The sequence below is a fragment of the Bradyrhizobium neotropicale genome (genome assembly GCF_001641695.1).
Classification (GTDB): Bacteria; Pseudomonadota; Alphaproteobacteria; order Rhizobiales; family Xanthobacteraceae; genus Bradyrhizobium; species Bradyrhizobium neotropicale.
Map to the genome: position 1 here is coordinate 13,867 of NZ_LSEF01000037.1, position 26,430 is coordinate 40,296.

Sequence of the window (26,430 nt, forward strand, 5' to 3'; positions counted from 1 at the left end):
CGCGCGGTCAGCGCGGAAGCCCCTTCCTTCACGACTCATTCACACTAGTTCGTCGTGCTCTTCGCTTCCTTCTGGAACTCGTCGATCAGCGACTGCCCGACGCGGCTTGCGGCGTCCTTGTAGACCGGCTCCATCGCCTTGCGCATCGCCTCGTCCTGCTCCGGCGTGAGTTTGATGATCTCGCTCTTGCCGCTCTTCTTGATCTCGGCGAGCGCGTCGTCATTCTCCTTCTGCGACTGCGCGTTGTTGAAGTCGGTCGCTTCCTTCATCGCCTTCGAAAGCTGGTCGCGGATGTCGGCCGGCAGATCGTCCCAGAACTTCTTGTTCACGATCACGACGTAGCCGATGTAGCCGTGGTTGGTCTCGGTGATGTACTTCTGCACCTCGTGCATCTTCTGGGTGTAGATGTTCGACCAGGTGTTCTCCTGGCCGTCGACCACGCCGGTCTGCAGCGCCTGGTAGACTTCGGAGAACGCCATCACCTGCGGCAGCGAACCGAGCGCCTTGAACTGCGCCTGGAGCACGCGCGAGGACTGGATGCGGAATTTCACGCCCTGATAGTCGCCAGGTGCGACCAGCTTCTTGTTGGCGCTCATCTCCTTGAAGCCGTTGTCCCAATAGGCAAGGCCGGTGATGCCCTTGGGCTCGAGCAGCTTGAGCAGCCTCGCGCCGAGCGGCCCTTCCGTCACCTTCCGCAGCGTCTTCAGGTCGGGGAGGATGTAGGGCAGATCGAACACCTCGAACTCGCGGATGCCTAGCGGTCCGAATTTCGAGTTGGACGGCGCCAGCATCTGCACGCTGCCGAGCTGGAGCGCCTCGAGCTCTTCCTTGTCCTTGTAGAGCGACGAGTTCGGATAGACCTCGATCTTGACCTTGCCGCCGGTATATTTCTCGGCGAGTTCCTTGAACTTCTCGGCCGCCTTGCCCTTCGGCGTGTCGGTGGCGACGACGTGGCTGAACTTGATGATGATCGGCGATTGCGCCCATGCCGTCCCGGCAAAGGCCAGTGCCACGATCGACGCCGCAGCCCAAACGAACTTTCGCATGCTTCCTCCCGCACGTCCTTGGGAGCACGGACCGCCGGCCCCGAGACTTTAAATTGAAGACTTGGAGGCAGCATTATAGGGAAGCAGGCACAGGCGCCATTGCCTGTTAGCAGGGGTCTCCTTGCAAAAATGCGGTATCCGAGGGGTGGTCTTCGCCCCGCTCCCAACAAAAAACGCGGCGCCGAAGGCACCGCGTTTCCGCCGATCGGTCTGGCGAGTAAGCCTCAGCTCGCCGCGGCAGTCGTCACCGTGTCGCGCTGGCGCTTCATGACGATCTTGTTGAGCGCGCCGAGATAGGCCTTGGCCGAAGCCACCAGCGTATCCGGATCCGCCGCGCGCGCGGTCATCGAACGGCCGTCTTGAGACAGGCGCACCGAGACCTCGGCCTGCGCGTCGGTGCCTTCGGTGACGGCGTGGACCTGATACAGCTCGAGCTTGGCCTCGTGCGGCACCAGACGCTTGATGCAGTTGAACACCGCATCCACCGGACCGTTGCCCTCGGCCTCCTCGATTCTAATCTGGCCGTCGACGTCCAGCTTCATGGTCGCGCGCTGCGGGCCATGGGTGCCGGCGATCACGGTCAGCGAGGTCAGCTTGATGCGGTCGTGCGAGGCCGCCATCTCCTCGTCGACCAGCGCCTCGATGTCCTCGTCATAGATGTCCTTCTTGCGGTCGGCGAGCGCCTTCATCCGTGTGAATGCATCTTCCAGCTGGTTGGGGCCGAGCTTGTAGCCCATCTCTTCCAGCTTGTGCACGAAGGCGTGGCGGCCGGAGTGCTTGCCGAGCACCAGCGAGGATTGCTTCAGGCCGACCATTTCGGGCCGCATGATCTCGTAGGTCGAAGCATCCTTCAGCACGCCGTCCTGGTGGATGCCGCTCTCATGCGCGAAGGCGTTCCGGCCGACGATGGCCTTGTTGTACTGGACCGGGAACGAGGTCGCCGCCGACACGACCTTGGAGGCGCGGGTCAGCTGCGTGGTGTCGATCTTATTCCAGTACGGGAATTTGTCGTTGCGCACGTTGATCGCCATCACGATCTCTTCGAGCGCGGCGTTGCCGGCGCGCTCGCCGATACCGTTGATGGTGCACTCGACCTGACGCGCGCCACCGACGATGCCGGCCAGCGAATTCGCCACGGCCATGCCGAGGTCGTTATGACAGTGGACCGAGAAGATCGCCTTGTCCGAGTTCGGTACGCGCTCGATCAACGTCTTCATGAAGTGGGTGTATTCCTCCGGCACCGTGTAGCCGACGGTATCGGGGATGTTCACCGTGGTGGCGCCGGCCTTGATCACGGCTTCGACGATGCGGCACAGGAAGTCCATCTCGCTGCGGGTGCCGTCCTCGGCCGACCATTCGACGTCGTCGATCTGATTGCGGGCGCGCGCGACCATCGCAACCGAGGTCTCGATCACCTGCTCCGGGGTCTTGTTCAGCTTCACCCGCATGTGCAGCGGCGAGGTCGCGATCACGGTGTGGACGCGGCCACGCTTGGCGAACTTCACGGCCTCGGCGCAACGATCGATGTCAGCCGGATGCGCGCGCGACAAGCCGGCAATCACCGAATTCTTGGAGCGGCGGGCGATCTCGCTGACCGCCTGGAAGTCGCCTTCGGACGTGATCGGGAAGCCGGCTTCGATGACGTCGACGCCCATATCATCCAGGAGCTCGGCAACTTCGAGCTTCTCCTCGAAGGTCATGGTGGCGCCGGGGCACTGCTCGCCGTCGCGCAGAGTGGTATCGAAAATGATGACGCGGTCCTTCTCGGACTTATTTACGGGGGCCATTATCAAATTTCCTTTTGAGCTTTCGCGCCGTTCAGGCCGTTCAGGTTCTGGGCGCTTGAGGTGTCCGGTGATCTCGTACAACCCCTGAGTGCCCAGGCGCGTGGCGCCCAGCCGGCCCTCAGGGGCAGGTAAGAAGAAGCCCGTCAATAAGGAGGGTGGGCAGCAGCGCGGCCGGGATCGTGGCGGCGGCCAGAGCCACCTCCCCCGAAATCCCATCGATTTGGCCGCGAATCAGCATTGCCAGACCCTTTTGAGCCCAGAAATCCTCAGCCAAAACCGTTGACGGTTCGTTGCCGGGTGGCTCGATGCGTCGTTTCTAGACGAGAAATAGGAGCAACTGCAACGCCAAAAGATGGTCAGGGGAACTGACCTAGTGGGACAATGAGATCGCCGGTTGGTGTCTCGTCATTGTAACGGCCAGGACCGTACCCCGACCAGAGATTGGCGAAATGCTGGTGCGTAGCGTCCCGGCTTCCGGGGCGCGCCACTTGGCGCGAGCCCCATTGCGCACCTGCGCAATGGGGAATGACGAGCTGAGACACTATCCCGTGCGGCGGGCGCGGGCCCTGCTCTCCCAGCGATTCAGCATCTGGCCGAGCTCGCCGACCGGCTGAGGCGCGGCTTCGTTGGTGTTGGCGGGGGCGGCGGCTTGCAGCCAGTCCGGCTGCGTGTAGTCGCGCCAGCGGCGCGCTTCCTCACGCCGTTTGCGGGACTTGAAGTCGCGCGTGAAATAGCCGGCCGCGTAAGCGAGCCCGAGCAATATGATCAGTATGACGACGCCTTGCACAATGAGCTCCGGCTCTAGACCCCAGGCGAAGTTCTGCCAGCATCGCGCGCGAGGTCAAGGCTTGACATGGGTTCATGTGAGCTCGCGCCTGCCTTTGGAACAGGGGAAATTTTTGCTTGCGTGCGCGGAACATTTTCGAGCCTCGATGACGACGCAACGCACGCACAAGCATGCGGTAACGGCAAATCAGGACGCATAAGAACGTGACGGGATTGCGACCCGATTTCACCCAGAGGATGGGAATCCGCCTCTCGCAACCGGCTGCGGAGCGCATTAACCTCCACACCTGCACGGCCGGATCAACCGGCCAGTGAACCTGACCGGGAGGACGCGATGACATGCCATCAGCAGCGTGACCAAGATGCTGCGCTTTCACGACGAACGCTTGTCCAGGGGCTCGCGCTCGGCGCCGCGGCCAGCGTGGCCGGAGCAGCCTCCGCACTGGCCCAGACCGGCCCGGCTGCGCCGCCGACCACGATCACCACCCCGCCGCGCGATTTCAGCCCGAGCGGCGCGCCAACCACCTATTTCTGGGACCCCGACATCATCGCGGTCGATCCGTCCTTCAACGACCTCGCGCAGCCCAACACCGCGATCAAGCGGCTCTTTACCGGCCTGCTCTGGGCCGAAGGCCCGGCATGGAGCGCGCAGGGGCGCTATCTGCTCTGGAGCGACATTCCCAACAACCGGCAGATGCGCTGGAGCGAGGACGACGGCCGCGTCAGCGTCTTCCGCAGCCCATCCAACAATTCCAACGGCAACTCCTTCGACTTCCAGGGCCGCCAGCTCTCCTGCGAGCATCTCACGCGCCGCGTCACGCGCTACGAGCACGACGGCACCGCCACCGTGCTCGCCGATTCCTACAACGGCAAGAAGCTGAACTCGCCGAACGACGTCGTCGCGCATCCCGACGGCAGCTACTGGTTCACCGATCCGCCCTATGGCGGCCAGCTCTATGAAGGCGAGCCTGATGGCCCGGGCGGCCCGAGCAATTCTGGCGGCAAGCTCAATCCGCGGATCGGTCAGCCGGCCGGCTTCGTGCCGGGCAAGCGCGAGCTGCCGACCAATTGCTATCGCATCGATCCCTCCGGCCGCGTCGATCTCGTAGTCAGCGAGGACCAGGTGCCCGATCCCAACGGGCTCTGCTTCTCACCCGACTTCAAAAAGCTCTACGTCATCTCGACCGGCAAGGGTCCGGGCGACACCGGCGCCGGCGGCAAGGGCGAGATCTTCGTGTTCGACGTCGGCAGCGACAACAAGCTGTCGAACCAGAAGCGGTTTTCCGATTGCGTGATCGACGGCGTGAAGTGCGGACCGGACGGCGTGCGCTGCGACGTCAACGGCAATGTCTGGGCCTCCAGCAATGCCGGCCGCGCGGTCGGCTATAACGGCGTGACGGTGTGGTCGCCGGAGGGCAAGCTGCTCGGCCGTATCCGCCTGCCCGAAGTGTGCGGCAATCTCTGCTTCGGCGGACCCAAGCGCAACCGCCTGTTCATGGCCGCGAGCCAGTCGCTCTACGCCGTCTACACCGCGACGCAGGGCGCGGGGCCGGGCTGAAGCGGCGGGAAGCGGAACACGATACGGCGCCGTCGTGCCCCGCCGGCGCCGAATTGTTTGGATAGTCCTCTCGAAGCGAGAAGGTCATCACTGGAAAGACAATGCGCGTTGTCATCTGCGGCGGTGGCGTGATCGGCGGCTGCACCGCCTATTTCCTGCGCCGCCGCGGCATCGACGTCACCGTCGTCGAACGGACCGAGGTGGCGGCCGCCGCTTCCGGCAAGGCCGGCGGCTTCCTCGCGCTCGACTGGTGCGCCGGCACGTCGCTCGACGCGCTGGCGCGGCGCAGCTTTGCGCTACATGCACGGCTGGCGGACGAGATCGCGGGCGATTGGAGCTATCGCCGCATGAGCGCCTATAGCGGCTTCGTCGTGTCCGACGCCGATGCACGCCGCGATACGCCGGCCGCGCTCGGCTGGCTCTCCAATGGCATCGTCATCGCCCACCGCCTCGCCACGACGGAGACGACCGCGATCGTACATCCCCGCAAGTTCACCTCCGCCATGATGAACGCAGCGCTCGCGCAAGGCGCCGAACTCCGCACCGGACGCGTCACCGGCGTCATGCGCGATGCAAGCGGCACCGCACGCGGCGTCGAGATTGATGGCCGCACACTTGAGGCCGACGCCGTGGTTATCGCGATGGGGCCGTGGTCGCTGCTCGCCGCACAATGGATGAGCCTGCCCGCCGTCTACGGACAGCGCAGTCCCAGCATCGTCTACGACACCGGCACGGATGTCCCGGCGGATGCCTTGTTCCTGGAGTCTGAAGAGAACGGCGACGCGGCCTCGATCGAGGTTTTCCCGCGTGCGGACGGCAGCACGCACATCACCGCCTTCTCCGACGTCGCGCCGCTGCCGCTGGATCCCGCCGCCGTGACGCCGGACCAGGACGCCATCGACCGCCTGCAGGCGATCTCCGAGCGCCTATCGCCCGCGTTTCGCGCCGATAGGATCATCGCGCGGCAGGCCTGCTTCCGTCCGGTCACGCAGGACGGCCTGCCGCTGATCGGCAAGGTGCCGCAAAGCGAAGGCCTCTACGTTGCGACCGGACACAATGTCTGGGGCATTCTCAATGCGCCCGCGACCGGGGAAGCGCTGGCGCAGCTGATCGCGGAGGGTGCAGCAGGTGACATCGACCTGTCGCCGTTCGATCCCAGCCGGATGCGGCCGCTCGATCCGTCGCTGCTGAGGGCACGCTAGGCCGCGCCGGAAAACGCAGCCTCCGCCTCGGTCCGCAGCCGGTCGGGTGTTTCGAGATAGCGCGGCGAATAGTGGAACGTCGTCATCTGCTTCACGCCCGCGGCGCGGGCGAGCTCGCCTGCCTGCATCGCCGTCAAATGATGGCGGGCCCTGGCGATCTCGACATCGTCGCCGGCAAAGGCTGCCTCGATGAAGAGATGATCGGCGCCGCGCGCAAGCGCGACAATGCGCTCTGCGTTGTCAGGGGTGAAGGCAACGTCCGTCACGTAGGCAACGCGCTGTCCCGGCGCGACCTTGAGTGCGTGCCGCCTGAGCTCGCCGAGCCGGACGGTGCGACCATCGCCAACGGTGATCAGCATGTCGTCGTCCGCGTCGCTGCGGACCGCGCGCTTGGCCGCGTTGAGCCATGGTCCAACCTCGAGGCCAAGCTGCGCCAGGCCAACGCTCCAGACATTGACTCCGCGGCTCTCCTGCAGTGCAAACCCGAGGCAGGGCATGCCGTGATCGAGCGTAACCGCCTCGATGGAGAGATCACCATCCCTAAACATCAGCCCGGGCGCTAGCGATGCCTCCTCGCTCTTCTGGGCGCGGAACTGCCCTCGCGCCGCGAAGCCGGTCCAGTCGCCGAGCCGGCCATCGCAGAACTCGGCCGCTTCGATCATGAAGTCGGGTGACGTCGCATCGAGCAGATTCCAGCTATAGGCCGCGAGCTTGCCGGCGACGCCGGCAATGAGACCCGGCGGCCCCGTCACGCGCAAACGGCCGGGCTGATGATGCCGGCCCCGGAGCAACTGGTCGAAGCCGGCGAAATGATCCATGTGCCGATGGCTGACGAAGACGTCGCTGATGCGGAGCAGCTCGCGATTGGACAGGCCAGCGAGATCGCCGATGTCGAACAGCATCGCGCGGCGTCCGAACCTGAAGTCGACGAGCAGGCCGGGATCGGCGAAAGGCTCGTTGACGAGGCGGCATTGAACCAGCTGGGCCATGCTTAGGACCTTCCCGCGCGGCGCGGCGTTACCATTGTCAACGCGGCTCGCTCGCGGTCGCATCGACGCCCGCGGCGGGCGATGACCGATGGCTGCTCGCATCGCGAGCGGCTCGGCTCGACGCCGACGATCGCAAGGCCGGGCGCGCACGGCATGGCGATCGACGAAATCTGCATGCCTGATCGCGAAACAGGGCTTGCAACTGCAACGCCTGCTGTTTGCGCAATTCTAGACTTTAGTCCGGCTCTCACAATCCTGAATGCAGTTTCACTTGCCGAGAATGCCATCGCCGTTATAGTCGCGCCCCAATAGCTCATAAGAGGCTTATTAAAGGGAGAGAACAACATGAAAACCATACTCTCTGGTGCATTGCGAATGGTCCTCGGCGCGGCCTCGCTCGGTGTACTGGTGACCGCATCGGGCGCGGCCCTTGCGGCAGACCCGATCAGGATCGGCGTGATCGCAGAGGCGCAGGCGATCGCCGGCGCATCGATCCCGCAGGCAGCGCAGCTTGCAGCCGACGAGATCAACGCGAGCGGCGGCGTCGACGGACGCAAGATCGAGATCATCTCCTACGACAACCATTCCTCCTCGGCGGATTCGGTGCGCGCGTTTCAGCGCGCGGTGAACGAGGACAAGGTTAACGCGGTTATCGCAAGCTACATCAGCGAAGTGGTGCTGGCGCTGGAGCCCTGGGCCTCGCGGTTGAAGACGCCTTTCGTCACGCCCGGTGCCGCCTCCAACGAGATCAGCAAGAGCGTTCACGCCGATTACGAGAAGAACAAGTACACCTTTCACGGCTATCTGACCTCGGCTGCGCTGGCGCTCTCGGTCTGCGACGCCGCCAAGGAATTGCTCGTCGACAAGATGCACATGAAGTCGGCGGTGATCATGAGCGAGGACGCGGCCTGGACCAAGCCGCTCGACGTCGGCTACGAGGAGTGCCTGCCCAAAGTCGGGCTGAAGGTGCTCGACCACATCCGCTTCTCGCCCGATACCACCGACTTCACGCCGATCTTCAACAAGATCGAAGGCTCCAAGCCCGACGTGATCATCACCGGCATCTCGCATGTCGGCGTCCAGCCGACCGTGCAGTGGAAGAACCAGCAAGTGCCGATCCCGATGTTCGGCATCTCGTCGCAGGCGACCAACGAGACCTTTGGCAAGGACACCAACCAGGCGGCCGAGGGCGTGCTCTACCAGGGCGTCTCCGGACCGGGCGTCGCAGTGACGCCGAAGTCGGTGCCGTTCGCGGAGAACTTCAAGAAGAAGTTCGGCAACTATCCGTCCTATGCCGGCTACACCGCCTATGACGAGGTCTATTACATCGCCGACGCGGCCAAGCGCGCCGGCTCGACGGATGCCGACAAGCTGGTCGCGGCGCTCGAGAAGACCGACTGGGAAGGCACGATCGGCCGCGTCCAGTTCTACGGCAAGGACGATCCGTTCACCCACTCGATCAAATACGGCAAGGGCCTGATCACCGGATTGATGCTGCAATGGCAGGACGGCAAGCAGATCGCGGTCTGGCCGAAAGAGGTAGCCAAGACCGAGATTAAGTTCCCGAGCTTCGTCAAGCTCACAACGAACTAGTCGGAAACAGCTCCCGGGACCATCTCCCGGGAGCTTCCACATGCGGCTCCTCGCAGCACCTTCCCTCAAAGCGGCAGCCAGACTGCCACCCGGCCAATCATAGATGCGAGCATTCCAGATTCTGATCGATGGCTTTGCCATCAGCGCCCTCTACGCTCTCGGTGCCACCGGCTTTACGCTGATCTTCGGCGTCTCCGGCGTCCTCAACCTCTCCCACGGTGCCATCATGGTGGCGGCAGCGGTGGCGGCCTGGGCCGCCGCCAGCATCCTGAATGTCGGCACCTATGCCGGCGCGCTGATCGGGGTCGCGGTCGCCCTGATCACGGCGTTTGCCACCTACTTCGCGGTGGTGAAGCCGATCCAGGATTCGCGCCGCATCCCGAATGAGGAGAAAGAGATCTTCGTCCTCACCGGCACGCTCTTGTGGGGCATCATGATCCAGGAGCTGATTGCCTATTTCTTCACCAACAACGCCAAGACCGTGCTGCCGATCGTCGAGGGCGTCGTCGATATCCTCGGCGTTCGCACGCCGAAGAACGAGATTTTCACCGCGATCGTGTGCTGCCTCGTCATCGCGCTGCTGTGGCTGCTGGTGAACCGCACCCGCACCGGCAAGGCGGTGCTGGCGGCGTCGATGAATCCGCGCGGCGTCACTCTGCTCGGGCTCGAACTCACCAACATCTTCATCGTGGTCTGGGCGATCTACGGCGTGCTCGCCGGCATCGCCGGCGTGCTGCTCGGGATGTTCCTGGGCGTCAGCTCCTACAGCGTCGGCCCGCTGACGGCGAGCGCTTTCTCGATCGTCGTACTCGGCGGCCTCGGCAGCGTCTCCGGCTCGCTGATCGCGGCCTTCGTGGTCGGCTATCTCGAAACCATCACGGCCTATCTGGTCTCGCCGGCCTATCGCACCATTCCGGCGCTCTTGCTGCTCGTCGTCGTGATGTACATCCGGCCCCAGGGCCTTCTGGGGAGGCGCTGAGATGTCGGGATTTTTCACCTCACGCCTGTTCTTCGTTTCGCTTGCCCTGGTCGTGATTGCGGCGACGCTGCCGCTCTACGTCTCCGGCTACGTGCTCGGACTTCTCACGGTCGCGTTCTATTTCGGCGTGTTCGCGATGGCCTGGGACCTCTTGTTCGGCTTCGCCGGCGAGGTCAATTTCGGGCCGACCTTCCTGATCGGCGTCGGCGCCTACACCGCCGGCATCCTGAACAACCAGTTCGGCTGGTCGGTCTATCTCTGCATCCTGCTCGGCGCCCTCGCCTCCGTCATCGCTGGCCTCGTGCTGGCGCTGCCAGCGCTCCGGGTCCGCGGGCCCTATTTCGGCCTGACCACGCTGGTTGCGGTCCTGATGCTGCAGAACTTCATCGTGGTGTTCGCCGATCTCACCGGTGGCGAAATCGGCCTGACCATCCCCGACGTCATCACCATCAACGCCGGCGCCAACTACTGGATCGCGCTCGGCTTCATGACGATCTCGGCGGCAATCCTCTACGGCCTGTCGCAATCGCCGATCGGGCTCGTGCTGCAGGCGAGCGGCCAGGATCCGGTACAGGCCGGCGCGCTCGGCTTCAACATCGTCAAGCACAAGCTCGCCGCCTTCATCGTCAGCGCGTTCTTCTCCGGCCTGTCCGGTGCACTCTTGGTGTTCTACTTCGGCACCGCCTCGGTCGGCACCGTCGTCGACGTCGCGGTCGGCGTCAACGTCATCGTCTCGGCCGTGCTCGGCGGCCGGCGCACCGTACTCGGCGCGGCGCTGGGCGCGATCTTCCTGATCGTCGCCGGCGAATTCTTGCGGCCGACGGGCGAACTTGCGACCTTCATCGTCTCGGCGGTCGCCCTCCTCGTCGTGCTGTTCTTCCCCGGCGGCTTCCTCGGAGCGGCCCTCTCGCGCGAGGCACGCTCGTGATGGATATGATCGCAAACAGACCCGTTCTCGAAGTCCGCGGCCTCACAAAGCGCTTCGGCGGCCTGACCGCAGTGAAGAACCTCGGCTTCGAGGTCAATAGCGGCGAGATCTTTGGCCTGATCGGGCCGAACGGCTCGGGCAAGTCGACCGCGATGAAGAGCGTTATGGGCATCGAGCGCCCGACCGCCGGCGAAGTGATCTTCGAAGGCGAGAACGTTGCAGGCCTCCCCGCGCACAAGATCGCGCGAAAAGGCTTCGGCATGGTGTTCCAGCACTCGCGGCCACTGAACCGGCAGACTGTGCTGGAGAACATCATGGTCGCGCTCCTGCCGGACAGCCTGTTCATGCTCTTCCCGGACAAGGCGCTGGTCGATCGCGCCAAGTGGATCGCCGATCGCGTCGGACTGGGCGCGGTGATGAACCGCCGCCCGCCGACGCTGCCCTTTGCCGATCTGCGTCGGCTCGAGCTGGCCAAGGCAATCGCGCGCGACCCGAAGGTGGTCCTGGTCGACGAGCCCTTCGCCGGGCTGACCCGTGCCGAGGTCGACGTGTTCTCCGACCTGATCCGCAGTTTCCGCGATGAAGGGCGCGCGGTGATGCTGGTCGACCACAATGTCAAGAGCGTCGCGGCCCTCGTCGACCGTGTGCTCGCGATGTATCTCGGCGAGGAGATCGTCACCGGCAAGGCCGACGAGGTGATGAAGAACGAGACCGTGCGGCGGGTCTATCTCGGCGGCGCGATCGAGACCCATGCGCGGCCCGAGACCAGCTTCAAGGACAAGGTGCCGCTGCTCCAGGTCGAGAACGTCAGTGTTCATTACGGCAAGGCGCAGGCGCTCGAGAACGTCTCGATCCATGTCCACGAGGGCGAGTTCGTCTCGATCGTCGGCCTCAACGGCGCCGGCAAAACCACGCTGTTCAACACCATCTCAGGCTTCCTGCCCTATAGCGGCGAGATCCTGCGCGGCGGCGAGAAGCTGCGTGGCACGAGCCCCGCGAAGATCGCCCGCGGCGGTCTCGTGCAATGCCCGGAATCGCGCGAGCTGTTCGGCGAAATGACGGTGCGCGAGAACCTCGATCTCGGCGGCCAGCATCTCACCGACGAGGCGCGCAGAGCGCAGCTCGCCTGGCTGTTCGAGCTGTTCCCGATCCTCAAGGAACGCCAGGGTCAACTGGCGCAGACGCTGTCCGGGGGCGAGCAGCAGATGCTGGCGATCGGACGCGCGCTGATGATGCAGCCGCAGATCCTGATCCTGGACGAGCCGACGCTCGGCCTCGCCCCCGTCATCCTCGAGCAATTGTCCAAGGCGCTGGAGAAGCTGCAGCAGACCACATCAATCACGGTGCTGCTCGGCGAGCAGAACGTGACGTTCGCGCTTCCGCATGCCGACCGCGTCTACGTGCTCGAGCATGCGCGGATCGTCTGGGAAGGCGATCCCGGCCGCTTCGCCGCTGAGGCCGGCGCCGGATATCTCTGAGGCAGTTCATAACGACGACAGAACAATAGAAAGGGAAACGACCATGCGATCATCGACGACAATGAGCCGTAGCCTCCTTCTCGCCTCCGCGCTGGCGCTGTGCCTCGCCGCGCCGGCCTACGCGCAGTCGAACGATCCGATCAAGATCGGCGTCATCGCCGAGGTGCAGTCGATCGCGGGTGCGGCTACCCCAGGCGGCGCGCAGATCGCAGCCGACGAAATCAACGCCAAGGGCGGCGTGCTCGGCCGCAAGATCGAGATCGTCACTTACGACAACAAGAGCTCGTCGGCGGATTCCGTGCGCGCCTTCCAGCGCGCAGTGAGCGAGGACAAGGTCTCCGCCGTGATCGCGAGCTACATCAGCGAAGTCGTGCTGGCGCTCGAGCCCTGGGCGGCCCGGTTGAAGATGCCACTGATCACCCCCGGCGCCGCCTCGAACGAGATCACCAAGGCGATTCACAACGACTATGAGAAGAACAAGTACACTTTCCACGGCTATCTGACGTCGGCGGCGCAGGCGCAGCTCGTCTGCGACGCGGCCAAGGATCTTCTGGTCGACAAGCTCAAGTTCAAGACTGTCGCGATCATGAGCGAGGACGCGGCCTGGACCAAACCGCTCGACGTCGGCTACGAGGCCTGCCTGCCCAAGGCCGGACTGAAGGTCGTCGAGCACGTGCGCTTCTCGCCCGATACGACCGACTTCACGCCGATCTTCAATAATATGGAGAGCAAGAAGCCGGACGTGATCGTGACCGGCATCTCCCATGTCGGCGTGCAGCCCACGGTGCAGTGGAAGAACCAGCAGGTGCCGATCCCGATGTTCGGCATCAGCGCGCAGGCGCTGAGCCCGACCTTCTGGAAGGACACGAACGGTGCCGCCGACGGCGTGCCGTCGCTCGCCGTGGCAACACCCGATGTTGCCGTAACCTCCAAGACAAAACCGTTTGCGGCAGCCTTCAAGGCCAAGTTCGGCACGCCGCCGGCCTATACCGGCTACACCTCCTATGACGAGGTCTACTTCATCACCGAAGCGATCAAGCGCGCGGGCTCGACTGATCCCGACAAGATGGTCGCCGAGTTGGAGAAGACCGATTATGAGGGCACGATCGGCCGCATCCAGTTCTACGGCAAGGACGACGAGTTCACCCACGGCATCAAGTCCGGCCCCAGCGCGGTGACCGGTCTCGTGTTCCAGTGGCAGGACAGCAAGCAGGTCGTGGTCTGGCCCGAGAAGATCGCGGAAGGCAAACTCAAGTTTCCGAACTTCGTGAAGCTGTCGCAGTAACCCCTACCCGCCGACGTCGCGCCCATCGCTCCTTGCGGAGCGGTGGGCTTTTTCTTGGTCTTTCGCAATTGCGTCCTGCGGCACGGCCGACCCGTATCGACCTTGGGCGATGTTGACTTTCCAGTTCCCGCTCTGAATACTTCGCAAAAAAATAACAACCGATCATACGACGGTTCAGAGGGAGGATAGGATGCCGACTTCACGCAGGACGCTGCTGAAGACCTCGGCGGCTGCCGCCGCCGCACTCAGCCTCGATTGGACGCGCGCCCAGGCACAAGCCGAGACATTGCGCATCGGCCTGATCTACGATCTCACCGGACCGTTCGCCGCAGGCGGCTCGGTCGCGTCCTCAGTCGGCGCACAGATCGCCATCGACCTCATCAACGAGAAGGGCGGCATCGGCGGCAAGTACAAGGTTGCTCCGGTCGCCGCGGATTCCCAGAGCAAGCCCGACGTTGCGATCAACGAGGCCGAGCGCCTGATCAGCCAGGAAAAGATCGACATCCTCAACGGCGTCTATGCGAGCTCGCATGCGGTACCGCTCGCGGCCAAGGTCGAGCAGCAGAAGAAGATCCTCTGGATCACGACGGCCGTTTCGACCGCCGTGTTCAAGGACAAGAACCTGCAATACGTCTTTCGCGCGCAGATTCACTCGGATCAGTACGGCCAGGCGTTCGCGAGCTTCCTCGCCGAGCACGCGCGAGGCAAGCTCGGCATGGACCCGAAGGACGTCAAGGTCGCGCTGATCCACGAGGATGGCCCCTACGGCGTCGGCGTCGCCGCGGCCGACGAGGCCTATGCCAAGCAGGCCGGCATCCAGGTGGTGCTGCGCGAGGGCTACTCCGCCTCCGCCCCCGACCTGTCGGTGCTCGTGACCAAGATCAAGCGTGCCAAGGCCGACGTAATCTCGCATGCCGGATACAATCCGGACATCACGCTGTTCCTGCGCCAGGCGCGCGAGAGCGGCCTACGTTTCAAGATGCTGTTCGGCGCCGGCGCCGGCTACAGCCAGCTCGACAAACTGCGCGCCACCTTCGGCGCCGATATCGACAATTTCTGCAACATCGATCCAGTGCCGGCGCAACTGCTCGATCCGTCGAAGCTCGCGCCGGGCATGGGCGATCTGATCAAGACTATGGTCAGCCGCTACCAGGCCAAGACCGGCGCCACCGACGTGCCGCCGCACTGCTCGATGGGCTTCAACCAGACCTGGGTGCTGCTCAACAACGTGCTGCCTGTCGCCAAGGAGAAATACGGCAGCTTCGAGCCCGAGGCTATTCGGAAGGCGGCACTCGACGTCGACATCCCTGCCGGCGGCACCATCCAGGGCTACGGCGTGAAGTTCTTCCCGCCGGGAACGCCACTCTCCGGCCAGAACGAACGCTCGACGCCGGTGGTGATGCAGAACGCCGGCGAGCACATCTCGGTGGTGTGGCCGACGAACATTCGCACACAAGACCCGGTCTTCCCGCTGCCGAAGGGGTCGACCTACGGCGCGTAGGACGCGACGCATCACGGTGACAGTGCCCTTCTCCCCTTGTGGGGGAGAAGGATTGGCAACGTTCACGCAGCCAGCCAATCAGGTGACGACACCGCCCGCCGCGCTGGCGCTGCAACCTTCCGCCGGGAACGGTGACGAGTCGAGCCCATCCGCCCTCATCTCGTGCGGCGTTGCAGCCGGCGATGCTTGCATCTAGTAGTAATTCTTTTCGCGCTGTAGTTGGAATTTTGGCCTCGCGGCAGCGCGCTCAAGTTGTTCGACGAAGTTATGCTGAAACAGGAGCTTGCTACAGTACACTTTAGGTCATTGGACCTGCTCCTTGTCGCACAACTGGCGCGGCCTACGAATGGGCTCACATCGGGGAGCCATCCAGCCGGGCACGTATTGGGAATATTCATAATAGTGATAGTCAACGATGGGGGTGACCATGCCCGCCATATTCGAGCTGCTCTATCGCGAATATTGCCGCGCTCGCCTCACTGAAATGCGGAAACAGCTTCTGCTCACGAGCAAACGACCTGAACTCTTGCAAGCGGATTGCGATCCTGCTGATCCGAGCAGCTTTGACACGGCAGACACGCAGCACGAAGTGCGTGACGGCGCGCTGAGTTGAAGCGCGCCAAAAAGCAGGGGNNGGGGGGGGGGGCCTCTCCTCGCCGCAGCAGCCATCAAGAAAAGCGGCAACAGTTCAGGAGGCAACATTGAACACGCCAGAATTCTATACTGCATCGATCGCCTGCATCTCGTGCGCGACCATTTTTGTTTTAATGGCTATCGGAGCTTGGTAGGCGACGGCAGCTCACGGCGCTGGCGCGCCGCCAAGCAAGCAATAAGCGGCCTTCGGCCGCGTCCTTAGAAACGCCGATACTACGCATCGGCTATCACGCAGCGGCGAGACGGATGAGGGGTTCTCTCCGCGAGTAAACCTCTCGACATTTTAACGATGCGACGATGTGAGTTGGTTCACAACGAACCGGGAGACAGAAGCAGTAGCCTTGCTTTGGCAACAACTACGTTGCCTTACATCTGAGAGGTGTATCATGAAGACCGCACTTCTTATTACAGCTATCTTAGCTGTTGGTGTTGTATCAGCTAATGCTGGTAATGATCAGCGTCATGGTTCATCACTCCATCAGAAACACCGATCGGCTGTGATGGCTGTTGGCATTCCAGCAGGCGGCGGCATTGACGACCGACCTGCTTCGGCACTTTACAGGCAGAATCTGCACGACTCTGGCTACGATGCTAAGAGGAACTTAGATAACGCTGGTCATATGTGCGTGTCCTGCAATTATCAGGGCAATTGACTGAGCTGGTGCTGTGACGACTGAGAGCGGGATAACAACAGATCAAGCAACCGGGGAGGAAGAACCAGGGCAGGTCTGCAGATAGAAACCTCGTACACTCTCAATACGATCTTCGCCGAAAATAGCCCCCAAAGGATTCCGATTGTGGGTCCCCTCTCGGGGGCTTTCTTTGTTTGCGCGCCTCACTGCTCAACCATGCGCGCGGCTGGCACAGCCGGCTCACTACAGCACCACGCGCCTTCCCTCTTCCGCTGCCCAATATCCCGCGTAGTTCACCTTGATCGTCTCATACGCCAGCGCCAGGTCCGACAGCGGCTGCCGGCCCGTGGCGGCGCATTCCATGAAGTCCTGGATCTCCTGGAGATAGCCGCGCGTCCATTCCTCCTCGAGGCAGACGTATTGCCAGCCGGTTTTGCGGTCGACCTTTTCGGTGATGTAGACGCTGGCGAGCTTTTCCTCGCTGGTCTGGTAGCTCATCAGATGCGTGTTCGGCGTGATGTTGGCGAACAGCGAACCGCCGGAGGTGTAGGTCTCGATCAAATTGCGTACGCCCCCCATGATCATGTCGCCGGAGAACACGGTGGCCTTGGTGCCGTCGGAGAAGGTGGCGGTGAGCGTGCCCCAGTCCTCGACGTCGACTGGATTGGCCTTGATGTAGGTGCGCTCCTCGGGCTTGAGGCCGGCGGTGACGTTGCCGACATCGCCGGAGACGCTGGCGACGCGGATGGTCTCGCTACGCGCCTTGGCCTCGACCTGCTTCAAATAAAGCACAGCCGAAAGCGGATGGCAGCCCATGCGGATCAGCGAGCCGCCGCCGGTCATGGCCCATTCCGCAGCGTGGGCGGCATGCGAGCCAGAATGGCTCTCCTCGCCCTTCATGAACAGGATCTTGTCCCTGGTTGCTTTGATAATCTCCGCGATCTTGGTCACCGCGGGCGCGTAGATCCAGTCCTCGGCATACATGAACAGCTTTCCGGTGCGCTCGATCGCGGCCCGGGTCTTGTCCATCTCCTCCAGCACGCGCTCGTACATCAGGCCCTTCGGCACGTGTCTGCCGATCGGCTGCTTGTCGCCCTCGCGGCCGAAATAGCCAGCGAACGGCTTCTCACAGATGACGTGCTTGCCGGCCTGCATGGCCGCGACGATCATCTCGGCGTGGAGGCTCGGCGGCGTGCAGATGTCGATGACGTCGAGCTCGCGATCCGCAATCAGCTCGACGAAGCTGCGATAGAAGCGCGGGATCTGGTGGCGCCGGGCGAATTCGACGATATGATCGCCACGTGCCGCCACCGCCGCGACCTCGACGTCAACGCCGTAGACCCGCCGGAACGCATACATGTGCAGCTCCGACACGAAGCCGCAGCCCACGAGCCCCACCCTGATCCTCGCCATCGCGAGCTCCTCCGCTTGCCGGTTGTTTTGCCCTCGCCCCAGGCCTTGCCTGACTGCGACCCTCGCCACTAGTCTAGTTCGACTGTCGCTATTGGGGAAAGGGAGGTTTCCATGAAGTGGTGTCTCGGCGTCTTGATTGCGGGGGTCCTGATCAGCGCGGCGAGCGCGCAGGACTCTCCCTTCCGAAAGGAGCTGAAGCGGGCCGACCTCTCGGGCACGAACATGGAGGTCATCACCAGCATCAATGAGATCAAGCCCGGCGACTCCTCGGCCCTTCACGTTCATCATGGTGAGGAGTCGTTCTACGTCGTGTCAGGCGGAACGATCGAGCTTCCGGACGGCAAGCAGGTGCCGTTCCCGACCGGGACGACCGGCATCAACCGTCGTGACGTTCCTCACGGCGCATTCAAGGTCGTCGGCGACAAGCCGATCGTCTATCTATCCACGCACATCGTCGACAAGGGCGTGCCGCTTTACGACACGCCAAAATAGCCGCGAATCCTGGAGCGGAAGACCTCGCCGCTCGCTATTCCACCGAGACGCGCACCACGCCGGCGCTCATCATGCCGAGTGCGCGGGCGGCGGGGACGGAGAGATCGACGATGCGGCCGCGGATGAAGGGACCGCGATCATTGACGCGGCACTGGATCGAGCGGCCGCCATAAGACACCTTGAGCACACTGCCGAAGGCACGCGTCCGATGCGCGCAGGTCAGTTCGCCATTCCTGGCGGCCTTTCCGTATCCGTAGTATGAGGCAAGTCCACTTTCGGCGTGAGCCAGAGAAAACGTAACAAGACAAAAGAATAGCGTCGTCAGCGCTCGCACGGCACCGCTCCCGGGTTGGCCTGCCTGCGGCTGCAAACGTGGACTTGTTCCTTGAAGTTCCAAAAACACTGCCGGGCTCGGTCCGGCAGTGCCATCACACATTGTTACTGTTTGTGGAAGACGAGTGTGCGCAGCTCGATGCTTTCGCGCGGCGGCGCATCAAGCGGCGTGGTCGGATCGACGAAGGCGGTGTGTGGCCCGAAGCGGGGGCGGCCATCGGTCGCGGAATCGTAGCACTTCAGCAGCAACGCCTCGTCCGGCGTCATCTCCGGGAAATAGAACCAGCGATGGTTCGGATTGTATTTCACCGAATAGGTTTCGCCGCGGCGGTTGGGATAGATCAGATCGGAAGCGACGAGATCACCGGGCTCCACTGTCGTGCCGTCAGCCATCGCCAGCGGCGAATCGCGCAAGGGACCGCGGATCGGCCGCCACAGATTTATCACCTGCACTCGGCCCTTGAGCAACTCGTCGGCCTCGTCAGGCAGATGTTCGCGCACGCGGTTGGCGCCCGAGAGGATGGTCTGGTCGACATGGACGCGGGTCGCGGGCTGCCGCGGCCCGGCGCCGCGGATGTCGGCAGCGCCATCGACACGCTTGCGCACGGTGTGATCGAAGATCACGACGCGGTCTGCCTTCAGCGTCGCACGCAGGAAGGCCTCCACGGCGGGATAGTAGACCGCCCTCACCTCTTCATCGTTGTAGAAGTCCCTCACGCGCGTCGGGTGGCGCACCAGGGCAAACCCCTCGCGGTCGAGCGAGATGTTTTGCGCGATCAGCCGTGCATCGAAGATCGGGACCTGGTGCGGCTCGGGCAACGCCGTGCTCTTCGGCTCGCGCGGCGGCGGATCGAACGCGTAAGTGCGCGGCTTGGCCGCTGTCGGCGCGAGATAGTTGAGTTCGGCGTTGACGAAGGGAAGCGATTCGATTTTTGTTTCTTGCAGGCCCATGGCCGGTCTCCCGATGAGGACGTCTGTTTGATCTTTGACGGGCCATAGCGCGCTGCAAGGGAGGCGGTGCAAATAGCAATAGGGCTCTCGCCGAGCTCCAGATTGAAGAAGGAATGTTTCAAAAATTGCAGCCGAGAGGGAAACCTCGTTCATGCCTCACGAATGCTTGAGTGTTTGTGAGGTCTCGTGCCCCGGATGCAGCGCTGCTCCGCGTTGGAGACACGAGAGTATGCCTAGCGGCTACAATCCTGCCTTTGCGATCGCATCCGCGAACGAGCGATCGACGATCTCCGCCGCATCAAGCTTCTGTTTGATCAAACCCCAGCGGAAGTACAGATCAATGGTCGCCTGCTCGTCCGCTACCACGCCATCGTCGATCGGGGCGATCCGGATCCTTGCGCGCGAGAGCCAATTTTGCGGCACGGCGGTCGGGATGTTCATCAGCCTGCCCCAGGTCTCCGCATAACCGTTCACATTGTTCAGCGACCACGCCCGCGCCGCGGTCAGACGCCGGATGAAGTCGGTCAGCTCCGCGCGCTTGTCGCGGATCGCGTCGGGTCGCGCCACCTGAAAGCTCAGGCCCGGCGTCAGACCCTCCGAGGTGACGATGCGGCGCGACCTGAACAGCACCTCCTCCTGGCTGACATAGGGCTCCCAAGTCGACCATGCATCGACCGAACCTTGCGTGTAGGCGATCTTGGCATCGGACGGTGCGAGGAACGCGATCTGCACGTCGCTTCCGCTCCAGCCGTTCTTTTCCAATGCCGCGAGGATGAGCTGATGGCCGATCGAGCCGCGACCGGTTGCGATCTTCTTGCCGCGCAAATCGTCGAATGTCCTGATCGGCGAATTCTCAGGCACGAGGATCGCGAGCCCCTCGCGCGTCTGACGGATCGCGGCAATCGCCTTCACCGGCGCGCCGGAGGCGGCGGCGAAGGTGAAGGGTGCATCGCCGACGAGGCCGGTCTCGATCGCGCCGGCGCTCAGCGCTTCGAGCAGCGGTGCTGCGGCCGGAAACTCCTTCCATTCGATCTTGTAGGGGACGTCCTTGAGGACGCCGGCTGCTTCCATCACGGCTTGCGAATTGCCCTTCTGGTCGCCGACGCGCAAGGTGGGTTGCGCGGCCGCCAGTTCAAGCGAACCGAACAGCAGCGCGCCGGCCAGCATGAGGCGGATCATTCCGCGGCCTCGCCGCGGGCGACCTGACGTTCAACGATCAGCTTGCGCGTCAGCGGGATCAGCTCGCGGCCATATTCGATGGCATCGATCAATGGATCGAAGCCGCGGATCAGGAAATGGGTGATGCCGAGGTCAAAATAGTCGCCGAAGACTTCGGCCACCTGCTCGGGCGTGCCGACCAGCGCCGTGGTGTTGCTGTTGGCGCCGGTGAGCTTTGCGATCTCGGTCCAGAGCCGCTTGTCGATGCGGCTGCCCTGGTCGGCAAGCGCGAGCAGGCGCCGCGCACCGGCGGTGGCATGCCCGTCGGCCGGCTTGCGATAGCCGGTCTTGTCCTGAAGCGCGGTGGCGCGCGCCAGGATTTCTTCCGCCTTCTCCCAGGCCTGCTTCTCAGTCGGCGCAATGATCGGCCGCACCGAGAGGCTGAAGCGCGGCGTCGGCCGCCTCTGCCTGACCGCTGCGTTATGGACGCGCGAGGTGACATCGCGCACTTGGGCGTAGGATTCGCCCCACAGCGCGAAGGTATCGGCGTGCCTGCCGGCAACGTCGATGGCCGCCTCCGAGGCGCCGCCGAAATAGATCCTGATGCCCTCGGCTCGATACGGCTTCACCTGCGAGAAGGCGTTCTCCACCTGGTAGTACTTGCCCTTGTAGGTGAACGGCTTGTCGCTGGTCCATTCTTGCCGGACGATATCGAGGAATTCGGAGGTGCGAGCATAGCGCGCGTCCTTGTCGTCGAGCGTATTGCCGTCCTGCCGGAGCTCGGTGGCGTTGCCGCCGGTGATGACGTGCAGCGCGACACGGCCGCGGGAGAACTGGTCGAGCACGGCAAACTGCCGCGCCAGCAGCGTCGGCGCGGTGAAGCCGGGGCGCTGCGCGATCAGCACATTCAGGCGATCGGTGACGTTAAGAACGTGCTGGGCGACCTGGAGACTGTCCGGCGTGGTCGAATGGAACGCAAGCAGCGCACGGTCGAAGCCGGCATTCTCATGTGCCTTCGCCACCGTCTCGATATGCGTCGGATCGAGGACCGGGCCCTCGCGGACGATGGTCTCCGACGAATTGTTGTTGCTGATGTAACCGATGAACTCGATCGACATGATCGTCTCCTTGTTGAGTCCTAGAGTGCAAGCGCGGCGCGGCCGAGCGCGAGGCGCGTGGAATCGTCCTGCGGCGTGTGCACGCGCCCGCACAGGACGTCGCGATAGTGCCGCTCCAGCGGGTTGGCGCGGCTGAGGCCGTGATTGCCAGTGAGCGACAGCGCGTCCTCGACCACCGCGACGGCGTTGTTGGTCACGGTCAGCTTGATCACGTTGGACTCGCCGGCGGAGAGCGCGGCGCCATCGTCGAAATCGCCGGCGAAGGAGGAGATCAGCCGCGCATTGACGGCAAGCCGTGCCTCGATGGCGCCCAGGATTTCCTGCGCGCGCGGCAAGGTTGCGAGCGGCGCGCCGAGGCTGGCGGGGACACGATGCTTCAGGAAGGTCACAAGCCAGTCGCGCGCGGCACGTGCGACGCCGTCATAGATCGCGGCCACGAAGACGGTGTGAACAGTCGCCTGCGCGACATCTGGCCCGCGCCAATCCGATGGTTTGCGGACGTCAATCTCGGAATCGAGGGGGATCACGACATCGTCGAAGACGACGTCGTGGCTGCCGCTGGCGCGCAGGCCATGGTGATCCCAGGTCTCGACGATGCGCGTGCCCGGCAGCCCTGCGGGCACCAGGAACTGGCCGACGCGCGGCTCCGCCTCGTCGGTCCGCGCCCAGACCAGATACCATTCCAGGATCGGCGCACCGGTCGAATAGATCTTGTGGCCGGTCAGGCGCCAGCCGGTTTCGGTGCGCCGCGCGATCGTGGCCGGCAGGCCGCCGCGCGCTGGCGAGCCGAGCTCCGGCTCGACCCGCAGCGCATTGATGAGGGAAATCCCCTCGACGGCTTCGCGCGCGAGCTTGCGCGACAGCCACGCCGGCCAATTCGCACCTCGCGCCATCACCAGATGATTGATGTAGTGCATCGACAGCACGAGCGCGGTCGACGCGTCGGCCTTGCCGATGATGCCGAGGACGCGCGCGGCGTATTTTGCGCCGGCCCCGGCCCCGCCGTGGGACGCCGGCACCGTCAGCGACAACAAGCCGGCCTCGGAAAGCTCACGAAAATTCTCGAAGGGGAAGCTGGCCTCGCGGTCGTGCTTGGCCGCGCGTGCAGCAAAGCCCTCGGCGAGAGCCTCGGCGCGCGCGACAAAGTCGGGTTCGCTCTGGGCCGTCCGGCCCCTGGCCGCGGAATTCACCATGTGGCGTCGAGCCCCAACAGGCCAAGGATCTGGCGGCGCAGATCCGCAAGATAGGGGTCGCCACGATGGCGTGGATAGGGACGGTCGACGCGGATGTCGGCTTTGACGCGCGCGGGCCGTTCGCTGAAGACGAAGACGCGATTGGCGAGCACCAACGCCTCCTCGGCGTCATGCGTCACCAGCAGCGTGGTAAAGCCCTTGCGCTGCCACAGCGCAACGATCTCGGACTGCATGGTGATCCGCGTGAGCGAGTCGAGCTTGCCGAGCGGCTCGTCGAGGATGAGGATTCTGGGATCGTTGACCAGCGCACGGGCGAGCGCGACGCGCTGCGCCATGCCGCCCGAGAGCTGGTGCGGATAGGCGTTGCGGAACGCCGCAAGGCCGACGAGATCGAGCGCGTCATCGACGCGGTGACGCTGGCTCTTCAGAATGCCCTGGGCTTCCAGACCGAGCGCGACGTTGTCCCACACCGAGCGCCAGGGAAACAGCGTCGGGTCCTGGAACACGACGACGCGCGAGGGATGCGGACTTCTGATGCGTCTTTCGTCCTCGCGCAACGTTCCCGCCTTCGGCCTGTCGAGGCCCGCGACGAGGCGGAGCAGTGTCGACTTTCCGCAACCGGATGGGCCGAGCAGCGCGACGAACTCGCCCGGCTCGACCGAGATGCTGACGTCGCTGAGCACAGGGAGCTCGGCGCCGTCGATGTCGAAGGCATGGCTGACCTGCTCGATATCGAGCGCGGCGCCGGCGGCCGGATGGGTGATGGCTTCGGCGAGAGCTGCGGCTACCATTTGACGGTCCCCTTCTGCCAGACCAAGAGGCGGTCGCGGATCGCGAACAGCAGCGTGATGGCGCCGGAGCAGAGCAGCGACATCACGATCAGCGCCGCATACATGTTGGCGTAGGCAGCCCAGCCCTGCGCCCATTGCAGGTACCAGCCGAGGCCGGCCTTCACGCCGATCATCTCGGCGACGACGAGCACGGCGAAGGACGAGCCGAGCCCCATGAACAGCCCGACGAAGACGTGCGGCAACGCCGCGGGGATCGCGACCTTCAACACCAGAAAGGACGACTTTGCACCCAGCGTGCGCGCGACGTCGTAATAGGCATTGCTGACGCTCGCGACACCTGACCAGGTCAACACCGTAACCGGGAAGCCGGTCGCGAGCGCGATCAGGAAGGTCGAGGCGCTCCAGCTCGATGGGAACGTGAAGAACGCGATCGGCAGCCAGGCGGTCGCCGGCAGCGGTCCGATGAAGCGCAGCACCGGATGCACCCAATAGCCGACCGCACGCGACCAGCCGATCGAGACGCCGGTCAGGAAGCCGACGGCGGCGCCGATCAGATAGCCCCCGAGCTGAAGCCTCACCGACGCAAACACGCTGTCGAGCAGCTTTGGCAGATCGTCGGTGTAGACCTCGATGATCGCCTGCGGCGGCGGGAAGAACGGCAGCGGCAACCAGGCGAATTTTGCAGTCGCAACCTCCCACAGCGTCAGGAAGGCGCCGAGCGCGACGAGCCAGGGCGCGCGCTGGCGCAAGCCTCGACCGGCCGAGCCGAGGTAATCGGCGCCGACCGTTCCGAACAGGGCGACCGCGGCAATGATGAAGGCGGCAATGCCGAGCGAACGCGTCCGCGACCAGTCGCCGACGTCCTCCCACCACAGGCAGGACAGGCCGAAGGCGATCCAGATGGCGCTGGCGGCGACGCCCGCGCCGGATTCCTTCAGCCAGCCGGCGAGCAGCGGTGCGCGCGTGAGGCGTGGCGCGCCAGAAGCGAGGCCGTCAGACAGCGAATACGTCGACATAGATGCGCTCCGCGAACTTGGCCGTGTCGGTGCTCTGTTTGAAAACCTGGACGCTCTTCAGGTCGTCGGCATAGGCCTTCAGCTCGCGCTTCAGCACCTCGCCGACCGGATGATGATGGTGGGTGTGGTAGCGCACCATGCCTTCGATATCGGCGAGCGTCGCCGCTTTCGGCGCGTAAGGCTGGAACGACTTCGCCGCCACGGTCGGATTCTGCGAGGTGAACATCGCGGCATCGAGCAGCGCCTGGGTGATGGCGCGCGCAACTTGCGGCTCCTCGCGAACCAGGCTGCCGCGCAGGCCCACGATGCAGCAGCTCTTGTCGCGGTATTCGCCGTCGAGATTGGAGGCGACCTCCTTGTACTGGCTGTCCTTGAGCCAGAGATAGGCGAGCGGATCGGATGACAAGAAGGCCTGCACCTCGCCCTTCTCGACGGCGACGTTGAGAAGGTTGCCGGGATAGGCGCGCCAATCGACCTCCTTGACCGGATCGATTCCGAGCTTTGCGAGCTGGATCGAGAAGAAGTTCTTATCAGGACCGGCGAGATCGCCGACCGCGACGATCTTGCCCTTGAGATCGGCGAGCTTGCCGACGCCGGAATCGGTGCGCGTCAGCACGCGCATGCAACCGCCATGGGTGCCGGCAGCGATCTTGACGTCAAAGCCCTGCTCCAGCGGCTTCAGCCAGCGCAGCGCCATGCCGAGACCGGCATCACTCTTGCCGGTCGCGATCGCTTCGAGCAGCTGATCGGTCGAGCCGGAATAGTTGACGAGCTCGACGTCGAGATTCTGCTTCTGGAAGAAGCCGTGCTCGATGGCGACGGGCAGCGGCGCGAGGCAGACGGCTCCGGCGTTCCACGACAGCTTCAGCTTGCGCGGCGCGCCTGTGAGCGCGGCTCCATCGGATGCCGTCCGGCACAGTGGAAACTCCGAGAAATCGACACCCGGCGCGACCGCGCGGGGCGCGAAGGCCTGCGCACCGAGGGCCCCGAGCGGCGCGACGAAAGCCGCCGCTAGCCCGGCCTGCAGCAGATGGCGCCGGTCGAGGCTCGATCCGCCGCGTTCGTTGTCGTTCTTCATCGGTCTTTGGCTCCTGCGCTGGCACGGCTCTGCCGTTTGCGCAACGTCTGGCGTTGCGCATGTTCCGTGCGGAGCTGCGTTGAAAGAAAAATCTTATCCTCGGCGATCACGCGCCGCGTTGATGCGATGCGCAAATCATGCGGCGCGTTCGGCACATCGTCAATGAAATGGAATTTCGAATGTCGTGCGAGGCGAAGTCATTCTGTCCATCGGCACGCACACGCGCGATGAAACGATTTTCGCTGGAGCATTGTCGCTCAATGCAGCGTCGTTTCTCCCTGGTCTACATCATTCTTGCGCATCTTCGTCTGTGCGCATGGCGCCTTCTCGAAAGCGTCGGTTCGTTGAAACGTCCTTGCCTGCGTTGCCTGCAATACGGTCGGCCATTTCATTGACTGCGCGTGGCGCGATCATAGACTTGATCGTCTCGACGCATCGCTCGCTCACGCGTCGTGAGCAAGGCAACAGA

General features: G+C 63.9%; 24 protein-coding genes. 10 read left to right on the top strand and 14 right to left on the bottom strand.

The genetic code is table 11. From position 1 onward, the window contains the following. Positions 1–44 precede the first annotated feature (44 nt). From AXW67_RS10635 to AXW67_RS10645, 3 genes are all read right to left on the bottom strand, one after another. The gene (locus AXW67_RS10635) at positions 45–1,046 is read right to left on the bottom strand and encodes a TRAP transporter substrate-binding protein (RefSeq protein WP_063677860.1); all 1,002 of its coding nucleotides are present in this window, start codon (positions 1,044–1,046) and stop codon (positions 45–47) included. 224 nt (positions 1,047–1,270) lie between these two features. Beyond that, entirely contained in the window at positions 1,271–2,833 is a 1,563-nt protein-coding gene (locus tag AXW67_RS10640; protein ID WP_063677861.1) for a 2-isopropylmalate synthase, read from the bottom strand. Between the two features lie 541 nt (positions 2,834–3,374). After that, entirely contained in the window at positions 3,375–3,620 is a 246-nt protein-coding gene (locus tag AXW67_RS10645) for a hypothetical protein (RefSeq protein WP_063677862.1), read from the bottom strand. A 333-nt stretch (positions 3,621–3,953) separates the two neighbouring features. On the opposite strand from AXW67_RS10645, the gene AXW67_RS10650 reads away from it, so the two are divergent. Both AXW67_RS10650 and AXW67_RS10655 read left to right on the top strand, forming a co-directional pair. Next, positions 3,954–5,177, top strand: a complete 1,224-nt coding sequence (locus tag AXW67_RS10650) for an SMP-30/gluconolactonase/LRE family protein (protein ID WP_027551268.1) — start codon at positions 3,954–3,956, stop codon at positions 5,175–5,177. A 101-nt stretch (positions 5,178–5,278) separates the two neighbouring features. Continuing rightward, positions 5,279–6,379 (top strand): NAD(P)/FAD-dependent oxidoreductase, encoded by a 1,101-nt coding sequence (locus tag AXW67_RS10655; protein ID WP_063677863.1) that lies wholly within the window; start codon positions 5,279–5,281, stop codon positions 6,377–6,379. On the opposite strand, the gene AXW67_RS10660 is transcribed toward AXW67_RS10655, so the two are convergent. Beyond that, entirely contained in the window at positions 6,376–7,368 is a 993-nt protein-coding gene (locus AXW67_RS10660) for a ribonuclease Z (protein WP_027551270.1), read from the bottom strand. The two genes, AXW67_RS10655 and AXW67_RS10660, sit on opposite strands and share 4 nt — an antisense overlap. Before the next feature lie 345 nt (positions 7,369–7,713). Here AXW67_RS10660 and AXW67_RS10665 point away from each other — a divergent pair, with 345 nt between their 5' ends. The 6 genes from AXW67_RS10665 (at position 7,714) to AXW67_RS10690 (ending at position 15,132) form a co-directional block, all read left to right on the top strand. Continuing rightward, positions 7,714–8,961 (top strand): ABC transporter substrate-binding protein, encoded by a 1,248-nt coding sequence (locus AXW67_RS10665; RefSeq protein ID WP_027551271.1) that lies wholly within the window; start codon positions 7,714–7,716, stop codon positions 8,959–8,961. Between the two features lie 103 nt (positions 8,962–9,064). Continuing rightward, complete coding sequence (locus AXW67_RS10670; protein ID WP_027551272.1) at positions 9,065–9,940, top strand: branched-chain amino acid ABC transporter permease; 876 nt, start codon at positions 9,065–9,067, stop codon at positions 9,938–9,940. 1 nt (position 9,941) lies between these two features. Beyond that, the gene (locus AXW67_RS10675; RefSeq protein ID WP_027551273.1) at positions 9,942–10,868 is read left to right on the top strand and encodes a branched-chain amino acid ABC transporter permease; all 927 of its coding nucleotides are present in this window, start codon (positions 9,942–9,944) and stop codon (positions 10,866–10,868) included. Then, positions 10,868–12,346 carry an ATP-binding cassette domain-containing protein gene (locus AXW67_RS10680; RefSeq protein ID WP_027551274.1) on the top strand — a complete coding sequence of 493 codons (1,479 nt, stop codon included), beginning with the start codon at positions 10,868–10,870 and terminating at the stop codon, positions 12,344–12,346. The genes AXW67_RS10675 and AXW67_RS10680 overlap by 1 nt, the downstream gene beginning before the upstream one ends. Before the next feature lie 43 nt (positions 12,347–12,389). Further along, complete coding sequence (locus AXW67_RS10685; RefSeq protein WP_063677864.1) at positions 12,390–13,631, top strand: ABC transporter substrate-binding protein; 1,242 nt, start codon at positions 12,390–12,392, stop codon at positions 13,629–13,631. Positions 13,632–13,821: 190 nt separating this feature from the next. Further along, the gene (locus tag AXW67_RS10690) at positions 13,822–15,132 is read left to right on the top strand and encodes an ABC transporter substrate-binding protein (protein ID WP_063677865.1); all 1,311 of its coding nucleotides are present in this window, start codon (positions 13,822–13,824) and stop codon (positions 15,130–15,132) included. A 409-nt stretch (positions 15,133–15,541) separates the two neighbouring features. On the opposite strand, the gene AXW67_RS43470 is transcribed toward AXW67_RS10690, so the two are convergent. Further along, the coding region (locus tag AXW67_RS43470) for a hypothetical protein (RefSeq protein ID WP_210183972.1) at positions 15,542–15,765 on the bottom strand (224 nt) is incomplete at its 5' end. Between the two features lie 407 nt (positions 15,766–16,172). Between AXW67_RS43470 and AXW67_RS41765 the strand changes: the two genes are divergently transcribed. Continuing rightward, on the top strand, positions 16,173–16,439 hold the full coding sequence (locus AXW67_RS41765) for a hypothetical protein (RefSeq protein WP_145927533.1): 267 nt from the start codon (positions 16,173–16,175) through the stop codon (positions 16,437–16,439). A gap of 222 nt (positions 16,440–16,661) precedes the next feature. On the opposite strand, the gene AXW67_RS10700 is transcribed toward AXW67_RS41765, so the two are convergent. Further along, a complete protein-coding gene (locus AXW67_RS10700; RefSeq protein ID WP_063677867.1) occupies positions 16,662–17,831 on the bottom strand; it encodes a Gfo/Idh/MocA family protein in 1,170 nt (389 codons plus the stop codon). Between the two features lie 111 nt (positions 17,832–17,942). On the opposite strand from AXW67_RS10700, the gene AXW67_RS10705 reads away from it, so the two are divergent. Further along, positions 17,943–18,323 carry a cupin domain-containing protein gene (locus AXW67_RS10705; protein ID WP_063677868.1) on the top strand — a complete coding sequence of 127 codons (381 nt, stop codon included), beginning with the start codon at positions 17,943–17,945 and terminating at the stop codon, positions 18,321–18,323. Between the two features lie 34 nt (positions 18,324–18,357). Here AXW67_RS10705 and AXW67_RS10710 read toward each other — a convergent pair whose 3' ends face one another. From AXW67_RS10710 to AXW67_RS10745, 8 genes are all read right to left on the bottom strand, one after another. Continuing rightward, entirely contained in the window at positions 18,358–18,657 is a 300-nt protein-coding gene (locus AXW67_RS10710; protein ID WP_027551280.1) for a septal ring lytic transglycosylase RlpA family protein, read from the bottom strand. A gap of 104 nt (positions 18,658–18,761) precedes the next feature. Continuing rightward, the gene (locus AXW67_RS10715; RefSeq protein WP_063677869.1) at positions 18,762–19,607 is read right to left on the bottom strand and encodes a CmcJ/NvfI family oxidoreductase; all 846 of its coding nucleotides are present in this window, start codon (positions 19,605–19,607) and stop codon (positions 18,762–18,764) included. Between the two features lie 240 nt (positions 19,608–19,847). Then, on the bottom strand, positions 19,848–20,786 hold the full coding sequence (locus tag AXW67_RS10720) for an ABC transporter substrate-binding protein (protein WP_063677870.1): 939 nt from the start codon (positions 20,784–20,786) through the stop codon (positions 19,848–19,850). Beyond that, on the bottom strand, positions 20,783–21,883 hold the full coding sequence (locus AXW67_RS10725) for an LLM class flavin-dependent oxidoreductase (RefSeq protein WP_027551283.1): 1,101 nt from the start codon (positions 21,881–21,883) through the stop codon (positions 20,783–20,785). The genes AXW67_RS10720 and AXW67_RS10725 overlap by 4 nt, the downstream gene beginning before the upstream one ends. A 20-nt stretch (positions 21,884–21,903) precedes the next feature. Continuing rightward, on the bottom strand, positions 21,904–23,076 hold the full coding sequence (locus tag AXW67_RS10730) for an acyl-CoA dehydrogenase family protein (protein ID WP_063677871.1): 1,173 nt from the start codon (positions 23,074–23,076) through the stop codon (positions 21,904–21,906). Then, positions 23,070–23,867 carry an ABC transporter ATP-binding protein gene (locus AXW67_RS10735; RefSeq protein ID WP_063677872.1) on the bottom strand — a complete coding sequence of 266 codons (798 nt, stop codon included), beginning with the start codon at positions 23,865–23,867 and terminating at the stop codon, positions 23,070–23,072. The genes AXW67_RS10730 and AXW67_RS10735 overlap by 7 nt, the downstream gene beginning before the upstream one ends. Then, positions 23,861–24,883 carry an ABC transporter permease gene (locus AXW67_RS10740; protein WP_063677873.1) on the bottom strand — a complete coding sequence of 341 codons (1,023 nt, stop codon included), beginning with the start codon at positions 24,881–24,883 and terminating at the stop codon, positions 23,861–23,863. The genes AXW67_RS10735 and AXW67_RS10740 overlap by 7 nt, the downstream gene beginning before the upstream one ends. Beyond that, positions 24,861–25,961 carry an ABC transporter substrate-binding protein gene (locus AXW67_RS10745; protein WP_063677874.1) on the bottom strand — a complete coding sequence of 367 codons (1,101 nt, stop codon included), beginning with the start codon at positions 25,959–25,961 and terminating at the stop codon, positions 24,861–24,863. The genes AXW67_RS10740 and AXW67_RS10745 overlap by 23 nt, the downstream gene beginning before the upstream one ends. Positions 25,962–26,430 lie beyond the last annotated feature (469 nt).